Source organism: Xanthomonas sp. NCPPB 3570 (genome assembly GCF_056725115.1).
On record NZ_CM161513.1, the window covers coordinates 2301697 to 2326344 of the forward strand.

Sequence of the window (24648 nt, forward strand, 5' to 3'; positions counted from 1 at the left end):
CTCAGGTTCCAGGCGGGGGCGACGGCGGTGCCGCGGTGGTGTAGGGCAGGCACAGCGTCACCCGGGTGCCGGCGCCGGGGGCGGTGTCGATCTGCAGGGTACCGCCGGCGCTCTGCGCGCGCTCGCGCATCACGATCAGGCCCAGGCCGCGCGGCCCGGCCGGATCGAAGCCGTCGCCGTCGTCGACCACTTCCAGGCGCAGGCGCTGGCGTTCCTCGTCGCCGAGGGTCATCCGCACCTCGCCGGCGCTGGCATGGCGCAGCACGTTGGTCAGGCTCTCCTGGGCGATGCGGAAACAGGCCTGCTCGACCTCGCCGCTGGGGCGCTCGGGCAGGGCGGCGATGTCCAGTTGCAGGCGCACCGGCGAGGCACGGAACAGCATGCCGGCCTGCCAGCGCAGCGCCGCCTCCAGGCCCAGCGCGTCCAGTTGCGGCGGACGCAGCAGGGTGGAGAGATTGCGCAGCTTGGTGATGCTGCTGTCGGCCAGTTGCACGATCTCGCTCAGGTCCTCGCGGCGGCGCTCGGCGTCGGTCTCGTCCAGCGCCGCGTGCGCGGACAGCTTCATCGCGGTGATCGCCTGGCCGATGTCGTCGTGCAGATCGCGCGAGATCGCCCGGCGCTCGTCTTCCTGCAGCGAGAACAGGCGCCGCGCCATCGCCTGCAGTTCGCGGTTGCTCTGCGCCAGCGCGTCGCGCATGCGCTCCGGTTCGCTGAGGTCGCGCACGATCATCAGCTTGCAGTCGCGGCCGCTGTAGCGGACGTTGCCGAACGACAGCCCGGCGTGGAACAGCGAGCCGTCGCGACGGCACATGCGCGCGGTGGCGCCGCGTTCGCCCTTGGCGCCCGCCGCGCCCATCCGCTGCCGAACCAGCGCCAGGTCGGCGCTGTCGACCAGGCCCTGCAGCGGCTCGCCGAGCAGGTTCTCGCCCTCGAAGCCGAACTGCCCGGCGCAGGCGGCGTTGGCGTACAGCACGTGCTCCTGGTGCAGGATCGCCACGCCATCCGGCAGCACCCGCACCAGTTCGCGGAACTGCTCCTCGCGCTCGTGCAGCAGGCGCCGCGAGCGCTCGTGCTCGGTCACGTCCTGCAGGGTGCCGTGCACGCAGGCGCCGCCTTCGTCGTCGCTGGACGATTCGGCGCGCAGGTGCAGCATGCGCGCCTGGCCATCGGCGGCCAGCACCGGCAGCAGCATGTCCAGTTGCAGCGGCGCGCTGCCGCACAGGTCCTCGATCACCCGCTGGATGCGCGCCTGCGAGGCCACGTCGGGCGGGACCAGCAGTTCTTCCAGGCGGTGCTGGCGCGGCTGGTCCGGCACGCGCCGGCCGAGCATGCGGTAGACCTGCTCGGAATAGCTGCCCAGGCCGCTGGTCCGGTCCAGTTGCCAGGAGCCCAGCCGCGCGATCGACTGCGCCTCCTGCAGATGCTGCAGGGCCTGGTCGCGGCGGCGCTGCGCGTCGTACTCGGCGCTGCGGTCGCTGATGACCACCAGCCGCGCCTGCCGGCCGTGGTAGTCCAGGCTGGTGCTGCGCGCCTCGGCCATGCACTGGGTGCCGTCGCGCAGGCGCAGCGGCTCGGCCACCACGCAGGTCTTGGACGGGGTCTGGCGGATCGTCTCGATCACCTCGGCCAGGCGGGCGCTGGCGCTGGGCGGCCACAGCCGGGCCAGCTCCAGGCCGACGAACTCGTCGTGCGACCAGCCGAAGAAAGCGACCGCGGCGGGGTTCACGTCGAGGATGCGCAGGCTCTCCAGGTCGTAGACCAGCATCGGGCTGGGATTGGCGTGGAACATCTGCCGGTAGCCGGCCTCCGACAGCGCCAGCCGCGTGTGCGCCTGCACCGCGGCGCGCACCAGCGGGCGCAGCAGGTAGTACAGGGCGACCGCGGTCAGGGCCAGGAACAGGGCGTCGTTGGCCAGCTGCAGGACGATCAACGTGCGGGGATCGTCTACGAAATGCGCCAAAACCAGGTCGCTACCGATCGACAGCGCCAGCCCCAGCAGGACATACAGCAGCACCACCCGCCAGATGCCGCGGTCCAGGCGCTGCGCCAGGCGCATGCCGGAGGTCGCCTGGGTGGGCAGGGAACTGTCGCGTTGTGGTTGCATGCCCCGGCAGCCTGCTGCGGTGGTCCGTGTCCGGCGGACATCTTAGCCGCTGACGGCCGCCGCGGCCCATCGCCGGGCGCTGCCGGCGCTCAATTAATGCCACCGGGTGCCGTTATCACCTTCGACCGCTGGCCTTCAGGGCGGCGAAACGGAGTATCTCGGCGTGGATCAAGGCGTCATCGCAAGCTTGCTGCAGCACCCGCTCACCTCGGCGCTCGTCCTGTTGGACGCCGATGGCAGGCCGCTGGCGGCGAACCGGGCAGCGCAGGCACTGGAGCTGCCGCGCACGGTGGAGGCGTATGCCGAGCTGTTGCGTGCGGCCCGCGAGCGCCTGCTCGGCGGCGAGACCATGCTCGCCTGCGCCTTGCCCGGCACCGCCGGGCGGCGCCTGGACGGCTGGCTGCGTGCGGTCCGCGACGACAGCGGCGGCTTGCTGGCCTACACCCTCAGCGTGCCCGAACCGGTCGGCAGCGACGGCGCCACCCGCTGGGAGATCGCCCTGGACAGCGCCGAACACGGCCTGTGGGACTGGGACATCCCCAGCGACACCATCTTCCGCTCCGAGCGCTGGAAGCGGATGCTCGGCTACGCCGGCGATGCCCCGGCCGACGGCCTGAACGCGCTGCTGCCGCTGGTCCACGGCGACGACCAGGAGCGCCTGCGCCAGGCGATCCGCGCGCATTTCGAGGGCCGCACCGAAACCTACATGTGCGAGTTCCGCCTGCGCCGGCAGGACGGGCAATGGCACTGGATCCTGGACCGCGGCCGCATCGTGGCGCGCACCGCCGACGGCAGCCCGCTGCGCATGATCGGCACCCACACCGACATCCACGAGCAGAAACTGCTCGAGCAGCGCCTGCGCGACCAGCAGACCCTGCTGCGCGAGGCGCAGCGCATGACCCGCATGGGAAGCTGGTCCTGGGACCCGCTGCGCGACCGGGTGTGGTGCTCGCGCGAGTTCCTGCGCGTCACCGGCCTGGACGAACAGCAGGCGCCGAGCAGCCGCGGCTGGCTGCGCCTGCTCAGCCGCGATTCGATGGCGCAGCTGATCTCGGTGTGGCGGCGCATGGCGCGCGAGGCCAAGCCGGCCAACTTCGAGGTCGAGCTGGTGCGCGGCGGCGAGTCGCCGCTGCACCTGCGGGTATGGGCGCAGCCGCAGGTGGAGGCCGACGGCCGCATCCAGCGCGTGCTCGGCCAGGTGCAGAACATCACCGAACAGCGCCAGACCGACGCGCTGATCCGCTGGCGCACCGAACTGCTCAACCGGGTCTCGGCGCTGGGCAAGATCGGTGGTTGCGAGATCGAGGTCGGCACTCGGCGCATGCAGTGGACCGAGGAGTGCTACCGCATCCATGGCCTGCGCAAGGAGGCCATCGATCTGGACCACGCACTGGCGCTGTACACCCAGGATTCGCGGGATGCCTTCGAGTCGGCGCTGGTGCGCATCGCCGAAGGCGGCCTGCCCGAGCAACTGGACCTGTGCTTCCACCGTCCGTCCGGGCAGCGCATCTGGGTGCAGGTGCTGATCGAGCTGGACGAACGCGACGGCCTGCCGCCGCGCTTCGTGGTGCTGTTCCGCGACATCACCCGCGAACGCGAGGCCAGCGAGCGCATCGAGCTGCTGGCCCACTACGACCTGCTGACCGGCCTGCCGAACCGGCAACTGCTGCGCGAGCAGGCCGAGAAGGCGATGCACGAGGCGGTGGAGCGCGGCACCACGCTGGCGATGCTGTTCGTCGACCTGGACGGCTTCAAGAGCATCAACGATTCCTTCGGCCACGCCACCGGCGACGCGCTGCTGAAGCTGGCGGCCACCCGCATGCACCAGCAACTGCGCACCAGCGACCTGTTCGGCCGTTTCAGCGGCGACGAGTTCGTGGTGGTGCTGCGCGACCTGGCCGAGCCGGGTGACGCCGGGCACGTGGCGCGCAAGCTGATCGCGGCGCTGGCCGAGCCGCTGCACAGCGGCGAGAACGTGATCAAGATCGGCGCCAGCATCGGCATCGCGCTGATGGAGGAGGGGCGCCAGGACTTCGACGGCCTGCTGCGCGCGGCCGATGCGGCGATGTATGCGGCCAAGGAATCCGGGCGCAACACCTGCCACTACTACAGCCAGGACGTGCTGCTGCGCGCGCAGCGGCGCCTGGAGATCGAGCATGCGCTGCACGGCGCGCTGGACCGCGAAGAGTTCTCGTTGGTGTACCAGCCGCTGGTGCATGCGGCGGGCGAGCGCGCGCCGGCGGTGGAAGCGCTGCTGCGCTGGCACCGCCCCGGCCATGGCCACTGCAACCCGGCCGAGTTCATTCCCATCGCCGAGGAATGCGGCGAGATCGTGCGCCTGGGCGACTGGGTGATCGGCGAGGCCTGCCGCCAGGCCGCGGCCTGGGATGCGGCGGGGCTGAGCTTCGACCGGGTCTCGGTGAACGTCTCGGCGATGCAGTTGCGCGACCGCGGCTTCGCCGAGCGGGTGATCGAGCTGTGCCAGCGCAACGGCTGGTCGCCGAAGCGGCTGGAACTGGAACTGACCGAATCGGCGCTGATCCGCGACAGCGAGTCGCTGCGCCGTTGCTTCGAACTGTTCGAACAGGAAGGCGTGCTGCTGGCGGTCGACGACTTCGGCACCGGCTTCTCCAACCTGCATTACCTCAACCGCTTCCCGGTGCAGCGCCTGAAGATCGATCGCAGCTTCGTGCAGGACATGCTGCACGACAGCGGCACGGCCAAGGTCACCCAGGCGATCGTGCAGCTCGGCCATGCGCTCGGCATGCAGGTGGTGGCCGAGGGCGTGGAGACGGTGCAGGAAGAGGCGTTGCTGCGCGAGCAGGGCTGCGACGAGATCCAGGGCTACCTGCACGCGCGGCCGCTGCCGCCGCGCGAGCTGGCCGCCTGGTTGCGCGCGCGCCAGCAGGTGGCGCCGGCCACGCATCCACGGCTGGTGCTGGCTGCGCAGTGAATGCGCGGCGCTGCGTGCGCCGTGCCGACTTGCGGCGGCGCAGCAGCTGGCTATACTGCGCGCGCCCATCGTTTCCCGGCCAGAGGCCACCTTCCTTGGACAGTCATCCTAGACCGACGCTGCAGCGACAGAGCTGACAGGACCGCCACGGTCTGGGTCGTCCCAGATGGGTCCCGTCCGCTCAGGACGGGATCGTTCGCCAGCCCCTTGCGGCGCTGGCCTTGATTCCGAGAGTGCGCAAGCCCGATCCGCGAGGACTCCGAGCGTAGCCCCTGGCGTTGCCCGTCGTCGGAGCCGCCCATGCGCCTGCCATCGCCATCGTTCCTGATCCACCTGACATCGCGGCCCAGTCGCGCGCGGTGGCGACGTCCTGCCTGCGCCACATCGCCTGGCGACGCCCGCGCAGCCGGCAGCGGCTGACGCACGCCGTACATCTTCCCCGGTCACACTGGGCGGTCCGCTCCGCGACCCGCGCCAGCGTCCTTTTTCCTGCGGCGCTCGCTGCCGCTCCTGCCGGATCTTCCCATGCTGCCATTCGCTCGCGACCGCACCGCGCCCGGACAGCTCGCCGCACGCCCCGGCGTGCTGCCCAACCTGCACGACCTGGCGGTGTTCGCGCTGCTGTTGGGACTGGGGGCGCTGCTGCTGCACGGCGCTGCCGACATGCGCGCGCCGTTGCCGCCGGCCGGCACCGATGCGGTGTCGCTGGACCTTTGGCAATTGCCCGAATACGGCCTGCGCACCACCTTGCGCATGTTCGCGGCGATGGCCGCCTCGCTGGTGTTCACCTTCGTGGTGGCGACCCTGGCCGCCAAGAGCCGCCGCGCCGAGCGGGTGATCGTGCCGGCGCTGGACATCCTGCAGTCGGTGCCGGTGCTGGGCTTTCTCACCTTCACCGTCACCTTCTTCCTGGGCCTGTTCCCCGGTCGGCAGATCGGCGCCGAGCTGGCCTCGATCTTCGCCATCTTCACCAGCCAGGCCTGGAACATGGCGTTCTCGTTCTACCAGTCGCTGCGCAACGTGCCGCGCGACCTGGACGAGGTGTCGCGCGGCTTCGGACTCAGCGCCTGGCAGCGCTTCTGGCGGCTGGAGGCGCCGTACGCCACGCCCTCGCTGATCTGGAACATGATGATGTCCATGTCCGGCGGCTGGTTCTTCGTGGTCGCCTCCGAGGCGATCAGCGTCGGCGACCACACCCTGGAACTGCCCGGCATCGGCTCGTACCTGGCGCTGGCGATCGCCCAGCGCAACTTCGCCGCGGTCGGCTGGGCGGTGGTGGCGATGGCGGTGCTGATCGCGCTGTACGACCAGTTGCTGTTCCGCCCGATCGTGGCCTGGTCGGACAAGTTCCGCGCCGAGCTCACCGCCTCGCAGGACAAGCCGCAGTCGTGGCTGTACGACCTGCTGCGGCGCACGCGCCTGGCCAAGCGGCTGGTCGCGCCGCTGGCCTGGGTCTGGCAGCGCGCCATGCTGGTGCGCTGGACGCCGCGGCGCCAGCCGCAACTGCTGGCCGTGCCGCAGGCACCCGGCCGCAGCGGGGTGTGGGGCGACCGGCTGTGGAGCGCGGCGCTGGCGCTGGCCGGCGCGGCCGCGGCCTGGTTCGCCTACGACTACGGCCGCCGCCACCTTGGCCTGCACGACCTGGCCGAGGCCTTCGGCGGTGGCCTGGCCACGCTGCTGCGGGTGGTGGTGCTGATCGCCCTGGCCAGCCTGGTGTGGGTGCCGATCGGCGTGTGGATCGGGCTGCGGCCGAAGGTGGCGCAACGGGTGCAGCCGCTGGCGCAGTTCCTGGCCGCGTTCCCGGCCAACGTGCTGTTCCCGTTCGCGGTCCTGGCCATCGTCAGCACCGGCGCCGATCCCAACATCTGGCTGTCGCCGCTGATGATCCTCGGCACCCAGTGGTACATCCTGTTCAACGTGATCGCCGGCGCCAGCGCGTTCCCCACCGATCTGCGCGAGGCCGCGACCATCTACCACCTGCGCTCGTGGACCTGGTGGCGGCGGGTGATCCTGCCCGGCATCTTCCCGTACTACATCACCGGCGCGCTGACCGCCTCCGGCGGTTCCTGGAACGCCAGCATCGTGGCCGAGCTGGCCAGTTGGGGCCACACCCAAGTGCAGGCCTACGGCCTGGGCGCCTACATCGCCCGCGCCACCGCCGCCGGCGACGGCCCGCGGGTCCTGCTCGGCGTGGCGGTGATGTCGTTGTTCGTGACCCTCTTCAACCGCGCGGTCTGGCGACGCCTGTACGTGTTCGCCGAACGCCGCCTGCGTTTCGACTGATTCCCGGAGACCCGACCATGAGCTATTCCGCAAGCGTGCCCGAGCGCGCCCCGCTGGTCCGCGTGCAGGGCGTGCGCAAGAGCTACGACAAGGGCGGGGCGACGCCGCTGGTAGTGCTGGAGGATGTCGACCTGACCCTGCACTCGGGGCAGATCGTCGGCCTGCTCGGCCGTTCCGGCTCGGGCAAGTCGACCCTGCTGCGCGCCATCGCCGGGCTGCTGCAGCCCAGCGCCGGCAGCATCGCCTTCCGCGACGCCGCGCCCGGCCAGGTCGCCGACGACATCGCCATGGTGTTCCAGAGCTTCGCCCTGTTCCCGTGGCTGACCGTGCTGCAGAACGTGGAAGTGGGCCTGGAGGCGCGTGGCGTGGCCGCCGACGAACGCCGCCGGCGTGCGCTGGCGGCGATCGACCTGATCGGCCTGGACGGCTACGAGGGCGCCTACCCGAAGGAACTGTCCGGCGGCATGCGCCAGCGCGTGGGCCTGGCGCGGGCGCTGGTGGTGCGGCCGAAGCTGCTGCTGATGGACGAGCCGTTCTCGGCGCTGGACGTGCTGACCGCCGAGACCCTGCGCACCGACCTGCTGGACCTGTGGTCGGAAGGGCGCATGCCGATCGAATCGATCCTGATGGTCACCCACAACATCGAGGAGGCGGTGCTGATGTGCGACCGCATCGTCATCTTCGGCGCCAATCCGGGGCGGGTGATCGGCGAGATCGAGGTGACCCTGCCGCAGCCGCGCAATCGCCTGGCGCCGGCGTTCCGCGCCCTGGTCGACGACATCTACGCGCGCATGACCGCCAGCCCGCAGCGGCCGCAGACCCGCGAGGGCGTGTTCCCGGGCAGCGGCATCGCCATGGTCCTGCCGCGCGTGTCGAGCAACCTGCTGGCCGGCCTGATCGAGGCAGTTGCGGCCGAGCCCTACCACGGTCGCGCCGACCTGCCGCCGCTGGCGGCCGGCCTGCAGTTGGAAGTGGACGAACTGTTCCCGATCGCCGAGACCCTGCAACTGCTGCGCTTCGCCGTCTTCGAACAGGGCGACCTGCAACTGACCCCAGCCGGGCAGCGCTTCGCCGAACTTGGGACCGACGCGCGCAAGCAACTGTTCGCCCAGCACCTGGCCACCTACGTGCCGCTGGCCGCGCACATCCGCCGCGTGCTCGACGAACGCCCAGCGCATCACGCACCGGCGCGCCGTTTCCGCGACGAGCTGGAAGACCACATGTCCGAGGCCTACGCGGCGGAGACGGTGCAGGCGGTCACCAGTTGGGCGCGTTATGCCGAGTACTTCGCCTACGACAAGCAGGCGGACCTGTTCTCGCTGGAGAATCCGAGCTGATCAAGCGAGCTGCACAGCCTCGCGTAGGAGCGGCTTCAGCCGCGAGCGGACGGCGAACATTGCAGGAACGACGTCAGGCACGGCCTTGCTCGCCGCCCAATGCGCCTTGCAGCAACATGTCGCGATCCGATCGGAGTCGTTGTGGGAGGGACTTCAGTCCCGACTGCAGGCGCATCGAAGCGCCGGACGGCATCGCGCGTCGCGACTGAAGTCGCTCCCACAGTGACGCTTTCCCACGGCCGGGCGCTCGCCATTGGGAGAAGGGTTCAGGCGCGCGCCTGGATGCGACGTCGATCGGTCAATGTGTCGTAGCTCGCCGCCGAATCCGCCTTTGCAGCAACGATGTCGCGATCTGATCGGAGCACTTGTGGGAGGGACTTCAGTCCCGACTGCATGCAGCCGGCCAGGCACGAGTCGCGCGCTTTTCGCGACCGAACGGCATTGCGCATCGCTGCCTTTTGCCTTGGTTTAGCGAGATTAGCCATCGCCTCGTAGGAGTCAACTGTCATGCAGCCGCGATGGCAGGAGGAGCGTACGGGGCCTGATCGCGCGCGATGGCATTGAGCCAGCGCAGGAACTTGTGCATGCAGGCGACGATGGCGACCTTGGCCGGTTTGCCGCCTGCGCGCAGGCGCGCGTAAGTGTTGGCCAAGGGGGATTTGGCGCGGATGCTGGCCCAGGTGGCCATGTACAGCACGCGCCGCACGTCGGCACGTCCGCCTTTGATGCGGCGTTGGCCTTTCCAGCAGCCGCTGTCGTGATTGAACGGGGCCAGCCCGACCAGGGCAGCGAGCTTGCGTGGCGGCAGCGTACCCAGCTCTGGCAACCGCGCGGCCAGAACCGCGCGCAGGATCGTGCCGAGCCCAGGCACCGGGGGGAGGCTCGAGCAGGTCTTGCCCTGCTGCTCGATCTCCTGCGTCAACGTCTGGATCTGCTGGTTCAGCAGGGCGATCACCTCTCGGCAACGGTGTTGCACCTTGGCGCTGGTGATGTGCTCCAGGCGCCGCCGATGGGTATCACGCTGGCTCACCAGGGTGGCACGCAGGTCCAGCAGTTCGCGAAGAGACTGCTGGTGCTCAGGTACCACGGGCGTGGGCATGGTCGGGATGTGCTGGGCGGCGATGGCCAGCAGGCGCGCGTCCAGGGCATCGGTCTTGGCATGCAGGCCCAAGGCCTGTGCTAGCTTGCGCGGACGATCGGCGGCCATCCGCACTGCCGGCAGGTCCGCCTCTCGGAGCACCTGCAGCACGGCATGTTCGTAGCCGCCACTGGCTTCCAGCACGATCCGCTCGCAGCCCAGCTCGGCCAGGCGTTGGGCCAGCGCACGCTGCCCCTGTGGCGTATTGGGTTGGGTCCAGGTCTGCTCGTCCGGCAAGACATGAATGACCAGTTCGGCCTTGGCAACATCGATCCCGACAAAGCGACGCATAGACGTTCTCCGCAGTAGACTCAGGGGTGAGAGCACTCCTGCCGATGCCCATGCTTGTGGAGTTCGAGCTCGCGACTCGAGCAACTGTTCGGGCTTGTGAGGCAGGAGACACGGAGTGCGGCGGCGCTGACTCCTACTCGTGCTTGCTGGCACTGCGGGCTACACGGCCTGCCGCACTCCGCTCTCACCTGCAACGATAGACCCTCTTTTGACACAAGCGGCTTCAGCCGCGACGAAGCATTGCCGAGACCATCCGTCGCGGCTGAAGCCGCTCCTACGGATGCGGGACGCGCATGGTTGGCTCGTCCCTCTCGGCCTTATGCGGCAAGCGAAATCGAGAATAACGAGCTGAGACAAAACGTTTGGCGACGCGCTGAACGCAATGCCCACACAAGGCTCCACTCGCCGCCCGCAACCGCAATCGCAACCGCCGCGTCGACTCAATCGCCGTCGTAAAGCGGGAAGTGCACCAGCGGCGCCGGCGTGCCGGCGGCAGCGACCGCGCTGCCGTTCAGGCCCATGTCCCAGGCCAGGCCGGCCCAGACCGGGTCGGCGATGCGCGCGTCCTGCGGTGCCGGCGCGCGCGCGATCAGCAATTGCCGCAATTCGGCCTGGGCCAGCGTCTCCAGCCGTCGCAGGGCGTGGCCGGGCTGGCGCGGTGCCGCCGCCGGCCGGATGCCGGGATCGGCCACCGGCTCGGACGCAGGCACGTGCGCGCTGCTGCTTTCATCGCAGGACATGGCCGCAACTCGGGACAGGGACTGGAGATGCATCGACATCGACGGGGCCGGACGGGGAGGGCAGAGACGACAAGCCCCGGCAAGGGCCGGGGACTCGTCGGTTCATGGCGTGGAGCGCGACAAGACGGACTTAGAACAACTCGACCGTGCCGGCACCCATGCTCTGCTGCGCCACCGGCTTGTGCGGCGGACGCTCCCACTCCACGCGCATGTCGCGCAGACGGTTGCCGACCCGCTGCAGGGCGTCGAGCAGTTCGTGGTCGAACACGCCGCCATTGCGATGCAGCAGTTCCTGCAGCGCCACGGCCTCGCGGTTGATCGCGGTCAGGCGGTCCAGGTGGGTGTGCACGCCGCCCAGGGCCTGGGTCGCGATGTCCTCGAACTGCAGGGCGCGCACCGCTTCGGCGACGCTGCTGTCGATGGCGCGGCCGCACTCGGAGATCTCGCGCATGCCGTCGCCCAGCGAGTGGTTGATCGCGGCCACGTTGTCGAGCATCGCCGCGGCCTCGGCCCGCGCCTCGCGGGAGCGGTCCATGTCGCGCGAGGCCATGTTCGAGACCGTCTCGCGGACCTTGGCGATGGCGTCCTTGGAGCTGTGCGCCAGCTTGCGGATCTGCTCATTGAAGGTGGTCGAGCGCTCGGACAGGTTGCGCACCTCGTCGGCCACTACCGCGAAGCCGCGGCCCGCCTCACCGGCGCGCGCCGCTTCGATCGCCGCGTTCAGCGCCAGCAGGTTGGTCTGGTCGGCGATCGACTTGACGTCCTCCAGCAGGGCGAAGATGCCGTCCAGGTGCTGGGACATGTCGTCGATGTAGTGCACCGTGGTGCTGCTCTGGCCGCTGACCTGTTCCAGCGCCTCCACCAGCTGCTCCATGCGCTGGCTGGCATGCTGGGCGAAGCGGGCCACGTCCACCCCGGCGCCGCCGTCTTCGCCGGCGCGGTCGACGATGCGGGCCAGCGCCACGCTCTGCTGCCGCGACTTGCGGTTCATCGCCTCGAAGCTGCCACCCAGGCCGCTGACCGCCTGGCGGATCAGTTCGCGGGCGCGTTCGATCTCGGAGCGGGAGCCCTCGATCTCGTTGCCGACGAAGCTGCGCAGCTCGGTCAGCAGGTGGTCCTGCTCGCGCATGACCTTGGCCTGCTCCGGCGAGCGCCGGCTCTGGCTGTACGCGGTCCAGCCGGCAAAGCCGAGCCAGCTCAGCGTCATGGTGGTGAGGATGGCCCAACGGACCGGGGCCGGCCAGTCGAAACCGGCGGCGATGGGGAACAGCAGCGTCAGGGCGAGCGGGGCGGCCAGACGGATCAGGAGGCGTGAGTACATGGAAGTTCTCGGCAGATTCACGATTGCTGTATCGGCCGTCCCCCCCGGGTCTTTAGCAGCGTCATCGCCGGATCGTCGAAACCTGCGTCCTTTCGCAGGATCGGCGTCGCAGAACGGGCGCGGCGGCCCGCGCCCGCCGCCTCCGGGCTCAGCGCAGCGCGCGGTCCACGGTCTCGCGCATGCGCCGCTTGGCCAGCAGGAAGTCCCACAGGCTGCCGCCCATCTGCCGCCATAGCACCGCCGCGCGGACCGCCGCCAGCAGCAGGGCGCGAATCTCCGCCACCACCCCGGCCTGGCCCAGGTAATGCGGATTGCCTTGCACCATCACCCGCGGGCGCAGGTGGCTGATGGTGTCGGCATAGAGCTGGCCCAGTGCGGTGATCACCTCCGGATGGGTGCTGTCGCCATGGCGCTCCAGCAGCGGTGCGATCCGGGCCAGGCCGGCATCGACCTTGGCGTCGGTCTCGGCATCGCCGGCGAAGCGCCGCTCCAGCTGGATCACCGCCATCGCCAGCCGCGGCAGCACCTCGTCCTGGCCCTGGTTGCGGAAGTAGTTGTGCAGCAGGCGCAGGCCCGGCGCCAGGTCGGCACGGCGGCCGTAGACCGCTTCGGGGCTGGGCGCGTCGATGCGGAACACGCTGTCGAGCAGGGTGCGCACCAGCGACGCCTCCGACTGGCCGGTCTCGGCGATGCGCCGCACCTGCTGCAGGGCCTGGGCCAGGCCCGCCAGCGCCAGCATGCGCGCGTCCATGGAATCGGTCATCGAATGGAGTCCTCGTGTACGGCGGGGGCCTGCTGCGCCAGGCGGCGCTCCAGCGGGGCATCGGTGGTGGCGATCACGGCGCCGCCCAGGCATTGCTCGCCCTGGTACAGCACCAGCGACTGCCCGGGGGTGACGGCGCGCTGCGGGCGCGCGAAGCGGACCGACAGGGTGCCGTCGTCGCCGACCTCGACCGTGCAGGGCTCGTCGGCCTGGCGATAGCGGGTCTGCGCGGTGCAGTCGAACCGTCGCGCCGGCGGCGCACCGGCGATCCAGTGGGCGGCTTCGGACTGCAGCCAGTTGGCCATCAGGTAGGGGCTGTCGCGGTCCTGGTCGACGTACAGCACGTTGCGGGCGACGTCCTTGCCGACCACGTACCACGGCGCCGCGGCACGCCCGCGCACCCCGCCGATGTTCAGGCCCTCGCGCTGGCCGAGGGTGAAGTAGAACACCCCCGGGTGCTCGGCCACGACCTGCTCGTGCGGGTCGCGGATCTCGCCGCGCCGGGCCGGCAGGTAGCGGCCCAGGAATTCGCGGAAATCGCGTTCGCCGATGAAGCAGATGCCGGTGGAATCCTTCTTGGCGTGGGTCGGCAGGCCGGCCTCGCGGGCGATGCGGCGCACCTGCTCCTTGGGCAGTTCGCCGACCGGGAACAGGGTCGCGGCCAGTTGCGCCTGGCCCAGCTGGTGCAGGAAATAGCTCTGGTCCTTGTTGCGGTCCAGCCCGCGCAGCAGCCGCCAGCGGCCGCCGACGCAGTCCACCCGCGCGTAGTGGCCGGTGGCGATGCGCTCGGCGCCGAGTTCCCGCGCCGCGTCCAGGAAATGCTTGAACTTGACCTCGCGGTTGCACAGCACGTCCGGATTGGGCGTGCGCCCGGCAGCGTACTCGGCCAGGAAGTGCGCGAACACGCCCTGCCAGTATTCCTGCGAGAAATCGCGGAAATGGAACGGGATGCCGAGCCGCCCGCAGACCGCCACCGCATCGCGGCGGTCGTCGTCGGCGCGACAGTCGCCACTGCCGTCGTCGGCCCAGTTCTGCATGAACAGGCCGGACACCGCCGCGCCCTGCTGGACCAGTTGCCAGGCCGCCACCGACGAATCCACGCCGCCGGAAACCCCGACCATGACCGCTGCGCCGCTCATGCCACCTGCCGCAACAGGTCCAGCGGGTATCGGCGCCCGGCCAGGTAGTCGGCCACCACCTGCCACACCAGCGGGCTGCGCCAGCGCGGCGCGGCGGCCTCCAGCTCGGCCGGGGTCATCCACAGCGCGCGCACGATGCCGGTGTCCAGCGGCCGCTGCGCATCGTGCGCGACCGGGTCGGCGGCGAAGGCGAAGCGCAGGTAGTGGCGGCCGTTGTCGGCCTTCCACTGGTAGGCGCCGATGAAGGCGGTCGGCTGCACCTGCCAGCCGGTTTCCTCCAGCGTTTCGCGCACCGCGGCCTCGATCAGGCTCTCGTCCGGTTCCAGGTGACCGGCCGGCTGGTTCAGCACCAGCGCACCGGCGATGGCTTCCTCGACCTGCAGCAGCCGCCCATCGCGCACCACCACCGTGGCCACGGTCACGTCCGGCTGCCAGGGCTCGGCGATCGCCGTCATCAGAACAGATCCTTGCCGCCGTTGAGCTCGGCGTCCATCGCATCGGCGCCGCGCGCGGCGGCCTCCAGCGCCTCGCGCAGCGCCGTATCGTCGGCATCGGCGGGCAGCTTGACCACGAACACGGCGGTACCGCCCTGGCGCACCCAGCCGCCGAGGATGTCCGACTGCGCGTCTTCCAGCAGCCGGTTGGCGACCTTGGCGGGCAGGCTGTCGCCCTGCGCCTGGTAGGCGGGCGACCAGACCTCGCGGATGCGGTAGCTGCCGAAGGTCTCCACCGGCGAGCGCACGTAGGTGAGCTGCTTGCGCTCCTGGCCGTGGTCGCGCAGGCCGAACAGCACCTGGTAGTCGCCGTCCTGATCGGCCTGCACGTCGTAGCCCAGCGACTGCAGCCGCTTGCCCAGCGCCGCATCCGGCGGCTCGGCGGCGGCCGGCAGGGCGGCGGCGAGCAGCGCGGCGAGCAGCGGAACCTTGGGGAACATCGTCGAATGCATGTGCAGCGCCATCGAAAGGAGGGGAATTGTGCGGGCAGGGCCGGCGATCGTCCAATCCGGGCCGGCAGGCCCCGTATATAATGGGCGGATGCCCCGCAAGAATTCCCCCGAGCACGATCATGGCGTCATGGTGGAGACCGGCAAGCCGGAAGTCGCCCGCCCGCCCATGTATCAGGTGCTGCTGCTGAACGACGACTACACCCCGATGGACTTCGTGGTGACCGTGTTGCAGCAGTTCTTTTCCCTGGACCTGGAGCGCGCCACCCAGGTGATGCTGCACGTGCATACCCGCGGCCGCGGGGTGTGCGGGGTCTATACCCGCGAGGTGGCTGAATCCAAGGTGGCTCAGGTGAACGAGTTCTCGCGGATGAACCAGCACCCCCTGTTGTGCACGATGGAAAAAGCCTGATAGTGGGAGGCGTCGGTCACCGGTTTGCCCGGACTAACGCGGTGTGAACACACTGATCCGATAGGGTTGTGGAAATTCGCAACTCAAGCCACATATTGTCGGCAACAGACGTCGGAGTACACCATGTTCAGCAAAGATCTCGAGCAGACCATCGGCCAGTGCTACAAGCGCGCCAGGGAAGCCCGTCATGAGTTCATGACGGTGGAGCACCTGCTGTTGGCGCTGCTCGACAATCCCTCCGCCCAGGCCGTGCTCAAGGCCTGCGGCGCCGACGTCGACCGCCTGCGCAGCGACCTGGAACAGGCCATCGAAGCTTCGGTGGCCCGGTTGGCCGAGGACGACGGCCGCGACACCCAGCCCACCCTTGGCTTCCAGCGGGTGCTGCAGCGGGCGGTCTACCACGTGCAGTCCTCGGGCAAGAAGGAGGTCAGCGGCGCCAACGTGCTGGTGGCGATCTTCGGCGAGAAGGACTCGCATGCGGTGTATTTCCTGAATCAGCAGGACATCACCCGCCTGGACATCGTCAACTACCTGTCCCACGGCATCGCCAAGATGGGCGAAGACGGCGAGCAGGCCGCGCCGAGCGACGGCGAGCCGAAGGGCGAGGCGGGCGAGGGCGAACCAAAGGGCGATGCCCTGGCCGAGTACGCCACCAACCTGAACGAACAGGCGCGCAACGGCCGCATCGACCCGCTGGTGGGCCGCGCCGACGAGATCGAGCGCACCATCCAGGTGCTGTGCCGTCGCCGCAAGAACAACCCGCTGTACGTGGGCGAGGCCGGCGTCGGCAAGACCGCCATCGCCGAGGGCCTGGCCAAGCGCATCGTCGAGGGCAGCGTGCCCGAGGTGCTGGCCGACGCGGTGATCTTCTCGCTCGACCTGGGCGCGCTGGTCGCCGGCACCAAGTACCGCGGTGACTTCGAGAAGCGCCTGAAGGGTGTGCTGACCTCGCTGAAGAAGGTGCCCAACGCGGTGCTGTTCATCGACGAGATCCACACCATCATCGGCGCCGGTTCCGCCTCCGGCGGCACCATGGACGCGTCCAACCTGATCAAGCCGGCGCTGTCTTCGGGCGAGCTGCGCTGCATCGGCTCGACCACGTTCCAGGAATACCGTGGCATCTTCGAGAAGGACCGTGCCCTGGCGCGGCGCTTCCAGAAGATCGACATCGTCGAGCCGACCGTGGGCGAGACCTTCGAGATCCTGCAGGGCCTCAAGCCCAAGTACGAGGCGCACCACGGCGTGACCTACGCCGACGATGCGCTGCAGGCGGCGGTGGACCTGTCGGTCAAGCACATCGGCGACCGGCTGCTGCCGGACAAGGCGATCGACGTGATCGACGAGGCCGGCGCGCGCCAGCGGCTGCTGCCGGAAGGCCAGCGCAAGGAGCTGATCGACATCGAGGAGATCGAGACCATCGTCGCCAAGATGGCGCGGATCCCGGCCAAGCAGGTCAGCGCCACCGACAAGGACGTGCTGCAGCACCTGGAGCGCAACCTGAAGATGGTGATCTTCGGCCAGGATCCGGCGATCGAGACGCTGTCCTCGTCGATCAAGCTGGCGCGCTCGGGTCTGGGCAATCCGGAGAAGCCGATCGGCAACTTCCTGTTTGCCGGCCCCACCGGCGTGGGCAAGACCGAGGTCACCAAGCAGCTGGCGCTGCAGTTGGGCATCGAGCTGGTGCGTTTCGACATGTCCGAGTACATGGAGCCGCATTCGATCAGCCGCCTGATCGGTGCGCCCCCGGGCTACGTTGGCTTCGACCAGGGCGGCCTGTTGACCGAGAAGATCGTCAAGACGCCGCACTGCGTGCTGCTGCTGGACGAGGTGGAGAAGGCGCATCCGGACATCTTCAACATCCTGTTGCAGGTCATGGACCGCGGCGTGCTCACCGACACCAACGGGCGCGAGGCTAACTTCAAGAACGTGATCCTGGTGATGACCACCAACGCCGGTGCCACACAGGCCTCGCGGCGCTCGATCGGTTTCACCCAGCAGGACCACTCCACCGATGCGATGGAGATCATCCGCCGCAGCTTCACCCCGGAGTTCCGCAACCGCCTGGACGCGGTGGTGCAGTTCCAGCCGCTGGCCTTCAGCCACATCCTGCGCGTGGTCGACAAGTTCGTGATCGAGCTGGAGATGCTGCTGCAGGAGAAGCACGTGTCGCTGTCGGCGACCCCGACCGCGCGCGACTGGCTGGCCCAGCACGGCTTCGACCCGCTGATGGGCGCGCGGCCGATGGCGCGGGTGATCCAGGACAAGGTCAAGCGCCCGCTGGCCGACGAACTGCTGTTCGGCAAGCTGGTCAACGGCGGCCGCGTCACCATCGACGTGCGCGACGGCGAGCTGGTGGTGGAGACCCAGGCCGAGCCGGAGCGCCTGCTGCCGGCCACGGTGGACTGAAGCCGGGCCACGGCACAGGCACGACGAAAGGCGGCTGCAGAGGCTGCAGCCGCCTGGCGAGGTCACCGTCGTTCCACCGTTGCAGACGCGAAAGGCGGCCAGTGGCCGCCTTCTTCATGTCCGCCCGTGGCGGATTACTTCATGCGGTAGGTGATGCGACCCTTGGTCAGGTCGTACGGAGTCATTTCGACCTTCACCCGGTCGCCGGTCAGGATGCGGATGTAGTTCTTGCGCATGCGGCCGGAGATGTGGGCGATGATTTCGTGCCCGTTTTCCAGCTTGACCCGGAACGTGGTATTGGGCAACGTCTCGCTGACGGTGCCTTCGAATTCGATGGAGTCGTCTTTCGACATGTAATCCTGTGCGATTCGGAACGGCCAAAGGCCTGAAGAGCGAGGATTTTACTCGCCTGCGCCGCGCCATGCAAAGTTTGCGTTAATCCCGCTCAGCCCTGGGCCAGTTCCGCGGCCGCCAGGGTGCCGAACTGCGACGTCCATGGCCCGATCTCGGCCGGTGCCGCCACCAGCGGGGCGATGGCCTCCAGGAAGCGCGGGCGCGGCCAGAGCTCGGCGCCCAGGCTCAGCAGATGGCCGTTCTCCACCTGCGCGTCGATCAGCGGCCAACCCCAGCCGTGCAGGCGCCGCGCCAGCGCCGCCAGCGCCACCTTGGAGCCGCCGCTGCGGGCGCTGAACATGCTCTCGCCGAAGAACATGCGCCCGCGCGCCACCCCGTAGATGCCGCCGACCAGGTCGTCGCCATCGAACACTTCCACCGAATGCGCGTGGCCGGCCTGATGCAGGGCCAGGTAGGCGGCGCGCATCGGGGCGGTGATCCAGGTGCCGTCCTGGCCGCGGCGCGGGAGTTGCGCGCAGGCGTCGATGACGGCGGCGAAGGCGGTATCGGCGCGCACCGTCCACGGCGAGCGCCGCAGGCTGCGGCGGAAGCGCGAGGACAGGCGCACGCCGTCGCTGCGGAACACGGTACGCGGGTCCGGGCTCCACCACAGGATCGGTTCGCCGTCGGAGAACCAGGGGAAGATGCCCTGCGCATAGGCGGCGAGCAGGCGGGTCGGCGACAGGTCGCCGCCGATCGCGAGCAGCCCATCCGGCTCGCGCAGGGCGCTGGACGGTGGCGGGAACGGGGCGGCGGGATCGGCCGCGAGCAGGGCAGGGAGACGACGCATCGCCGGCAGCGTAGCCGATGCCTCAGGCGTCGTGGCGGAACGGCGAGTGGCGCTGCAGTGCCGCCGCGCGCTGGCGGACCTCGGCGCGCTCCTGCGCGCACCAGTCGGCCAGCGGCGCGCGGAAGCCGGGGGCGGCGATCCAGTGGCGGCTGCGCACCAGCCGCGGCAGAAAGCCGCGGGCGATCTTGTGCTGGCCCTGCGCGCCCGGCTCGAAGCGGGTCAGGCCCTCGCGCAGGCAGTACTCGATGCCCTGGTAATAGCAGGTCTCGAAGTGCAGGCCGGGCAGGGCATCGCCGCCCCAGTAGCGGCCATACAGGGTGTCGCCGCCGCGCAGGCAGAACGCCCCGGCCACCGGCGTGTCCTGATGCATGGCGAGGAAGATCAGCAGGTTGCGCGGCATCGTTCGCGCAAGATGTGAGAAAAAGTCCAGGGTCAACGCCGGCGAATTGCCGTAGTCGTCGAAGGTGCGCAGGTAGAACCCGTACATGGCCTCCAGGTCGGCGGCGCTGGCCTCGTCGCCGTGCAGTACGCGGAAGCCGATGCCGGCGCGCTGCACCTTGGCCCGCTCCTGGCGGATGTTCTTGCGGTGCTTGTGGTCCATCGCGCCCAGGTAGTCGTCGAAGCCGGTCCAGCCGGCGTCGTTGTGCCACTGGTACTGCACGTCGTTACGTTCCAGCCAGTCGGTGCCGAACGCGGCGTCCTCGTCGGCGCGGTGGAAATTGACGTGGGCCGAGGACAGGCCGGTGCGCTCGGTCAGCGCCTGCATGGCCGCGAGCAGTTCCTGCTGCGCCGCCAGGTCGCGCGCCAGCAGCCGCGGCCCGGTCACCGGCGAGTACGGCACCGCGCACAGCCACTTGGGGAAGTAGTCCTGGCCGTAGCGCGCATAGGCATGCGCCCAGGCATGGTCGAACACGAATTCGCCGTGCGAGTTCGTCTTCACGTAGCCCGGCGCGGCGGCGATCAGGACGTCGCCGTCCCACAGCGTGAGGTGCAGCGGCGTCCAGCCCCAGTCCGGGCGCAGGCAGCCATGGCGTTCTAGGCCGGCCAGGAAGGCATGGGCGACGAAGGGGTTGCTGCCGTCGTGCAGTGCATCCCAGGCCGCCGCGTTCACGCCCTTCAGACCGGACTGCCACTCGGTGCGATGGCGTCCGCTGTCGCTCATCGCCGGGGTGGATTTTTCGCCGGGGCAGTGGCGTGGAAAGTCAATGGCAGACGCATGCCGCTTGGCGGGATGGGGTCTGCGCAACTCAGTCCGTCGGTCGGTAACCAATAGAGCGGCGCAGACAGCGCTGCGAGAAGCGCTGGATTGCGCGCATCCGCAGGCGGTGGAGCCTCGTCTACCTTGGCCTGCGGTGGGCAAAAACTATAATTCACATAGAGCGTAAGATCCTTTTCGGGCGGGGTCTGGCCACGAGTCGTTGCGACGATGGCAGGGGTCAGCAGCTTGGGAAGGAAGTACCCCAGTGCCAGCGCATATGCGCCGGAGGTTGCTGCTGATCCCTTTGCAGCCGTGTCGAGCTTTCCCGCTTCGATGAACAAGGGCACTGCCGCGCTCAGCGAAGGCGGGGCGCCCGGCAGGCCACGCATGGCAAATAACCCCAGATAGAACGCGGCCTCCTTGTCGCCGCCGTGGCGTGCAGTTTGCAGGAACTGCACGATCAGCGCCTGCTTGGCCTCAGCATAGGGAGTGCCGTCGAGTAGGCATTCGGCCCATAGCTTGCCCAGTCGCGCGGCGGAGGCCACATCGCCAGCCTGCGCTTGCTGCTGTGTAACCGCCAGTTTTTCGTATTCCGGCTTCAGTAAGGCGCTCAAGGACCGCGGGTTGGCCGGGTCGTACAACATTTTAAAAAGTACGTTGTCCTGGTCTCGAGTGGCGGCGATCAGTTCGTCGCGATCAAGACACAGGGGGTTGGGCGCAGGCGCTGCCTGTGCGGCCCAGGAACCACCGAACAGTAGCCCGGCAATGCTCAACAGCACAAGGCGCGGGCACTTCATTCGGAAATCTTGTCCAGATAGCGCTCGGCGTCCAGCGCGGCCATGCAGCCGAAGCCGGCCGAGGTGATCGCCTGGCGGTAGTGCTGGTCGGCGACGTCGCCGGCGGCGAACACGCCCGGCACCGAGGTCTCGGTGGCGGCGCCGCCGAGGCCGGAGCGGATCTCCAGGTAGCCGTTGTGCATGGCCAACTGGCCGTCGAACAGCTGGGTGTTCGGGTGATGGCCGATGGCGACGAAGAAGCCGTGCGCCTCCAGGTCGCGGGTGCTGCCGTCCTGCACCGACTTGACCCGCACGCCGGTCACGCCGGCCTCGTTGCCCAGCACCTCGTCCACCTGGTGATGCCAGACGGTCTCGATCTTGCCGGCGGCGACCTTGGCGAACAGCTTGTCCTGCATGATCTTTTCCGCGCGCAGGGTGTCGCGGCGGTGCACCAGGTAGACCTTGCGGGCGATGTTGGACAGGTACAGCGCCTCTTCCACGGCGGTGTTGCCGCCGCCGGCCACGACCACGTCCTGGTCCTTGTAGAAGAAGCCGTCGCAGGTGGCGCAGGCGGACACGCCGCGGCCCTTGAACGCCTCTTCCGAGGGAATGCCCAGATACTTGGCGGTGGCGCCGGTGGCGATGATCAGTGCGTCGCAGGTGTAGTCGCCGCTGTCGCCGCTGAGCCGGAACGGGCGCTGCGACAGGTCGGCGGTGTGGATGTGGTCGAAGATCACCTCGGTCTCGAAGCGCTCGGCATGCGCCTGCATGCGCGCCATCAGGTCCGGGCCCATCAGGCCGTGGGGGTCGCCGGGCCAGTTGTCGACCTCGGTGGTGGTCATCAGCTGGCCGCCCTGCTGCAGGCCGGTGATCACCACCGGCTTGAGGTTGGCGCGCGCGGCGTAGACCGCGGCGGTCCAGCCGGCCGGGCCGGAACCCAGGATCAGCAGGCGGGAATGCTTGGCGGAATTGGCGGCAGAGGGGCTCATGTATACTCGCGAACAGGGTGAAATGGCGGCGGAAACGCGGCATTGCGCGGGTTCCGGCGAAGGCGCATAGAGTGGCGGCCGGCCTGGAACGAATCAAGCCGCGTGGCGGAAACGCTGCGGCCCGCTGCGACAGGCAGCGGGTTTCGCGCGTCATTGCCGGCCTCAATCGGGCGCTGCCAGCGTCGGCCTGCGCAAGTCCGGACGATTCAGGTACCGACTGCTGAAATGCAAGGGCGAGTCGTTTATTATCAATCACTAACGATGCATTTCTAAGGTCTGGTCATAGCGTGGCGAAGCAGGTTCCGGAACGCGGCAAATCCCAGGGCGCCAATGCGGCGGCACGCAAGCAGGGCGCCGCGCCCAACCCACGCCGGCAGAAGCTGTGGCGCGACCTTGCGCTGATCGCGATCGCCCCGCTGTTGCTGTACCTGCTGGCCAGCCTGGCCACGTACTCGGCGACCGATCCGGGCTGGTCGCATACCGGAAGCGTGGTTGCGCCGGTGCACAACATGGGCGGCAAGTTCGGCGCCTGGATCGCCGACGTGCTGCTGCAACTGTTCGGCTACGTGGCCTTCCTGCTGCCGGTGGTGATCGGCGCGATCTCCTGGATCGCGCTGTTCGGCATGGACCAGGACGGCGATGGCGAGGCCGATCTCGGCCCGGCGCTGCGCCTGGTCGGCATCGTCGGCTTTTTGATCGCCGCCACCGGACTGCTGCACCTGCGCCTGTTCGCCGGCGACGTGGCCGGGGCCGGCGGCATCCTCGGCAAGCTGGTCGGCAATTCGCTGGGCGCGGGCTTCGGCGCGCTCGGCGCCAACCTGTTCGTGCTGGTGCTGCTGCTGGTGTCGGTGACCCTGGCTACCGGGCTGTCCTGGTTCGCGGTGATGGAGCGCATCGGCAAGGCGGTGATGACCCTGCCGGCGCTGGCCCGTCGCGGCACCCAGCAGGCCAACGAATGGCAGCAGACCCGCGCCATGCGCGAGGAACGCGAGGAAGTGCGCAAGGTCGACGCAGTGCAGCGCGCCAAGCGCGAGCCGGTCAAGATCGAGCCGCCGCCGGCGCCGGTGGTGGAGAAGAGCGAGCGCGCCAAGCGCGAGCAGCAGATCCCGCTGTTCCACGGCACCGGCAGCGACCCGTCCGGGGTGCCGCCGCTGGCGCTGCTGGACGACCCCAAGCCGCAGGCCAAGGGCTATTCCGAGGAGACCCTGGAAACCCTGTCGCGTCAGATCGAGTTCAAGCTGAAGGACTTCCGCATCGAGGCGCAGGTGGTCGGGGCCTATCCGGGCCCGGTGATCACCCGCTTCGAGATCGAGCCGGCGCCGGGCATCAAGGTCAGCCAGATCAGCTCGCTGGACAAAGACATCGCCCGCGGCTTGTCGGTGAAGTCGGTGCGCGTGGTCGACGTGATCCCGGGCAAGTCGGTGATCGGCCTGGAGATCCCCAACGTCAGCCGCGAGATGATCTATCTCAGCGAGCTGCTGCGCTCCAAGGAATACGACAAGTCGGCCAGTCCGCTGACGCTGGCCCTGGGCAAGGACATCGCCGGGCGCCCGACGGTGGCCGACCTGGCGCGCATGCCGCACCTGCTGGTCGCCGGCACCACCGGCTCGGGCAAGTCGGTGGCGGTCAACGCGATGGTGCTGAGCCTGCTGTACAAGGCCTCGGCCAAGGACCTGCGGATGCTGATGATCGACCCGAAGATGCTCGAACTGAGCGTCTACCAGGGCATACCGCACCTGCTGGCGCCGGTGGTCACCGACATGAAGGAGGCCGCCAACGGCCTGCGCTGGTGCGTGGCGGAAATGGAGCGCCGCTACAAGCTGATGAGTGCGGTCGGCGTGCGCAACCTGGCCGGCTTCAACAAGAAGGTCAAGGACGCGCAGGACGCCGGGCAGCCGCTGATGGACCCGCTGTTCAAGCCCAACCCGGACCTGGCTGAGGCGCCGCGGCCGTTGGACACGCTGCCGTTCATCGTCATCTTCATCGACGAATTCGCCGACATGATGATGATCGTCGGCAAGAAGGTCGAAGAGTTGATCGCGCGCCTGGCGCAGAAGGCCCGCGCCGCCGGCATCCACCTGATCCTGGCCACCCAGCGGCCCTCGGTGGACGTGATCACCGGCCTGATCAAGGCCAACATCCCGACCCGCATCGCTTTCCAGGTCAGCTCCAAGATCGACTCGCGCACCATCCTCGACCAGTCCGGCGCCGAGACCCTGCTTGGCCACGGCGACATGCTGTACCTGCCGCCGGGCACGGCGATGCCGGACCGCGTGCACGGCGCCTTCGTCAGCGACGAGGAGGTGCACCGGGTGGTCGAGCACCTCAAGGCCAGCGGCCCGGCCGACTACATCGAGGGCGTGCTGGACGAGGTGCAGACCATGGGCGACGGCACCGTGATCGGCGCCACCGGCCTGCCGGAAGCCGGCGGTGGTGGCGGCGACGAATCCGACCCGCTGTACGACGAGGCCCTGCGCATCGTCACCGAGACCCGCCGCGCGTCGATTTCCGGGGTGCAGCGGCGGCTGAAGATCGGCTACAACCGTGCCGCGCGGCTGATCGAGGCGATGGAAGCCGCCGGCGTGGTCAGCCCGCCCGAACACAACGGCGACCGCAGCGTGCTGGCGCCGCCGCCGCCGAAGTGAGGCGCACCGCGCCATTCGCCGGCCATG

General features: G+C 69.2%; 19 protein-coding genes. 6 read left to right on the plus strand and 13 right to left on the minus strand.

The annotated features are described in order from the left end of the window. Position 1 precedes the first annotated feature (1 nt). On the minus strand, positions 2 to 2104 hold the full coding sequence (locus AC1PLR_RS10120; RefSeq protein ID WP_481103434.1) for a PAS domain-containing sensor histidine kinase: 2103 nt from the start codon (positions 2102 to 2104) through the stop codon (positions 2 to 4). Between the two features lie 163 nt (positions 2105 to 2267). Between AC1PLR_RS10120 and AC1PLR_RS10125 the strand changes: the two genes are divergently transcribed. From AC1PLR_RS10125 to AC1PLR_RS10135, 3 genes are all read left to right on the plus strand, one after another. Then, entirely contained in the window at positions 2268 to 5057 is a 2790-nt protein-coding gene (locus AC1PLR_RS10125; RefSeq protein ID WP_209029257.1) for a sensor domain-containing protein, read from the plus strand. A 525-nt stretch (positions 5058 to 5582) separates the two neighbouring features. Continuing rightward, a complete protein-coding gene (locus tag AC1PLR_RS10130; protein ID WP_481098175.1) occupies positions 5583 to 7340 on the plus strand; it encodes an ABC transporter permease in 1758 nt (585 codons plus the stop codon). 17 nt (positions 7341 to 7357) lie between these two features. Continuing rightward, the gene (locus AC1PLR_RS10135) at positions 7358 to 8677 is read left to right on the plus strand and encodes an ABC transporter ATP-binding protein (RefSeq protein ID WP_048489799.1); all 1320 of its coding nucleotides are present in this window, start codon (positions 7358 to 7360) and stop codon (positions 8675 to 8677) included. A 505-nt stretch (positions 8678 to 9182) separates the two neighbouring features. Here AC1PLR_RS10135 and AC1PLR_RS10140 read toward each other — a convergent pair. The 7 genes from AC1PLR_RS10140 to AC1PLR_RS10170 form a co-directional block, all read right to left on the minus strand. Further along, the gene (locus tag AC1PLR_RS10140) at positions 9183 to 10106 is read right to left on the minus strand and encodes an IS110 family transposase (RefSeq protein WP_481102227.1); all 924 of its coding nucleotides are present in this window, start codon (positions 10104 to 10106) and stop codon (positions 9183 to 9185) included. A 440-nt stretch (positions 10107 to 10546) separates the two neighbouring features. Continuing rightward, positions 10547 to 10846: a hypothetical protein gene (locus AC1PLR_RS10145; RefSeq protein WP_420009872.1), complete on the minus strand. Its 300-nt coding sequence runs from the start codon at positions 10844 to 10846 to the stop codon at positions 10547 to 10549. Positions 10847 to 10976: 130 nt separating this feature from the next. After that, complete coding sequence (locus AC1PLR_RS10150; RefSeq protein ID WP_010341735.1) at positions 10977 to 12167, minus strand: methyl-accepting chemotaxis protein; 1191 nt, start codon at positions 12165 to 12167, stop codon at positions 10977 to 10979. Between the two features lie 148 nt (positions 12168 to 12315). After that, positions 12316 to 12930 carry a high frequency lysogenization protein HflD gene (gene hflD / locus AC1PLR_RS10155; protein WP_209029260.1) on the minus strand — a complete coding sequence of 205 codons (615 nt, stop codon included), beginning with the start codon at positions 12928 to 12930 and terminating at the stop codon, positions 12316 to 12318. Further along, positions 12927 to 14069: a tRNA 2-thiouridine(34) synthase MnmA gene (gene mnmA / locus AC1PLR_RS10160; RefSeq protein WP_420009871.1), complete on the minus strand. Its 1143-nt coding sequence runs from the start codon at positions 14067 to 14069 to the stop codon at positions 12927 to 12929. Before mnmA ends, hflD begins: the two co-directional genes overlap by 4 nt. Next, a complete protein-coding gene (locus AC1PLR_RS10165; RefSeq protein WP_010341730.1) occupies positions 14066 to 14524 on the minus strand; it encodes an NUDIX hydrolase in 459 nt (152 codons plus the stop codon). The genes mnmA and AC1PLR_RS10165 overlap by 4 nt, the downstream gene beginning before the upstream one ends. Beyond that, positions 14524 to 15027, minus strand: coding sequence for a hypothetical protein (locus tag AC1PLR_RS10170; protein ID WP_481103435.1), 504 nt, complete (start codon positions 15025 to 15027; stop codon positions 14524 to 14526). The genes AC1PLR_RS10165 and AC1PLR_RS10170 overlap by 1 nt, the downstream gene beginning before the upstream one ends. Positions 15028 to 15103: 76 nt before the next feature. Between AC1PLR_RS10170 and clpS the strand changes: the two genes are divergently transcribed. Both clpS and clpA read left to right on the plus strand, forming a co-directional pair. Further along, positions 15104 to 15424: an ATP-dependent Clp protease adapter ClpS gene (clpS, locus tag AC1PLR_RS10175; protein WP_010341728.1), complete on the plus strand. Its 321-nt coding sequence runs from the start codon at positions 15104 to 15106 to the stop codon at positions 15422 to 15424. Positions 15425 to 15547: 123 nt separating this feature from the next. Continuing rightward, positions 15548 to 17830 (plus strand): ATP-dependent Clp protease ATP-binding subunit ClpA, encoded by a 2283-nt coding sequence (gene clpA / locus AC1PLR_RS10180; RefSeq protein ID WP_010341727.1) that lies wholly within the window; start codon positions 15548 to 15550, stop codon positions 17828 to 17830. Positions 17831 to 17964: 134 nt separating this feature from the next. Here clpA and infA read toward each other — a convergent pair whose 3' ends face one another. The 5 genes from infA to trxB all read right to left on the minus strand — a co-directional run bounded on the left by infA (position 17965) and on the right by trxB (position 21976). After that, positions 17965 to 18183: a translation initiation factor IF-1 gene (gene infA / locus AC1PLR_RS10185; protein ID WP_004425677.1), complete on the minus strand. Its 219-nt coding sequence runs from the start codon at positions 18181 to 18183 to the stop codon at positions 17965 to 17967. Between the two features lie 92 nt (positions 18184 to 18275). Next, positions 18276 to 19013: a leucyl/phenylalanyl-tRNA--protein transferase gene (gene aat, locus AC1PLR_RS10190; RefSeq protein WP_481103436.1), complete on the minus strand. Its 738-nt coding sequence runs from the start codon at positions 19011 to 19013 to the stop codon at positions 18276 to 18278. A 22-nt stretch (positions 19014 to 19035) separates the two neighbouring features. Further along, positions 19036 to 20175, minus strand: a complete 1140-nt coding sequence (locus AC1PLR_RS10195; protein WP_481103437.1) for a GNAT family N-acetyltransferase — start codon at positions 20173 to 20175, stop codon at positions 19036 to 19038. Beyond that, positions 20172 to 21008 (minus strand): hypothetical protein, encoded by an 837-nt coding sequence (locus tag AC1PLR_RS10200; RefSeq protein WP_371182179.1) that lies wholly within the window; start codon positions 21006 to 21008, stop codon positions 20172 to 20174. The genes AC1PLR_RS10195 and AC1PLR_RS10200 overlap by 4 nt, the downstream gene beginning before the upstream one ends. Beyond that, complete coding sequence (gene trxB / locus AC1PLR_RS10205; protein WP_481103438.1) at positions 21005 to 21976, minus strand: thioredoxin-disulfide reductase; 972 nt, start codon at positions 21974 to 21976, stop codon at positions 21005 to 21007. Before trxB ends, AC1PLR_RS10200 begins: the two co-directional genes overlap by 4 nt. A 287-nt stretch (positions 21977 to 22263) precedes the next feature. Here trxB and AC1PLR_RS10210 point away from each other — a divergent pair, with 287 nt between their 5' ends. Continuing rightward, positions 22264 to 24621 (plus strand): DNA translocase FtsK, encoded by a 2358-nt coding sequence (locus tag AC1PLR_RS10210; RefSeq protein WP_017909556.1) that lies wholly within the window; start codon positions 22264 to 22266, stop codon positions 24619 to 24621. Positions 24622 to 24648: the final 27 nt, after the last annotated feature.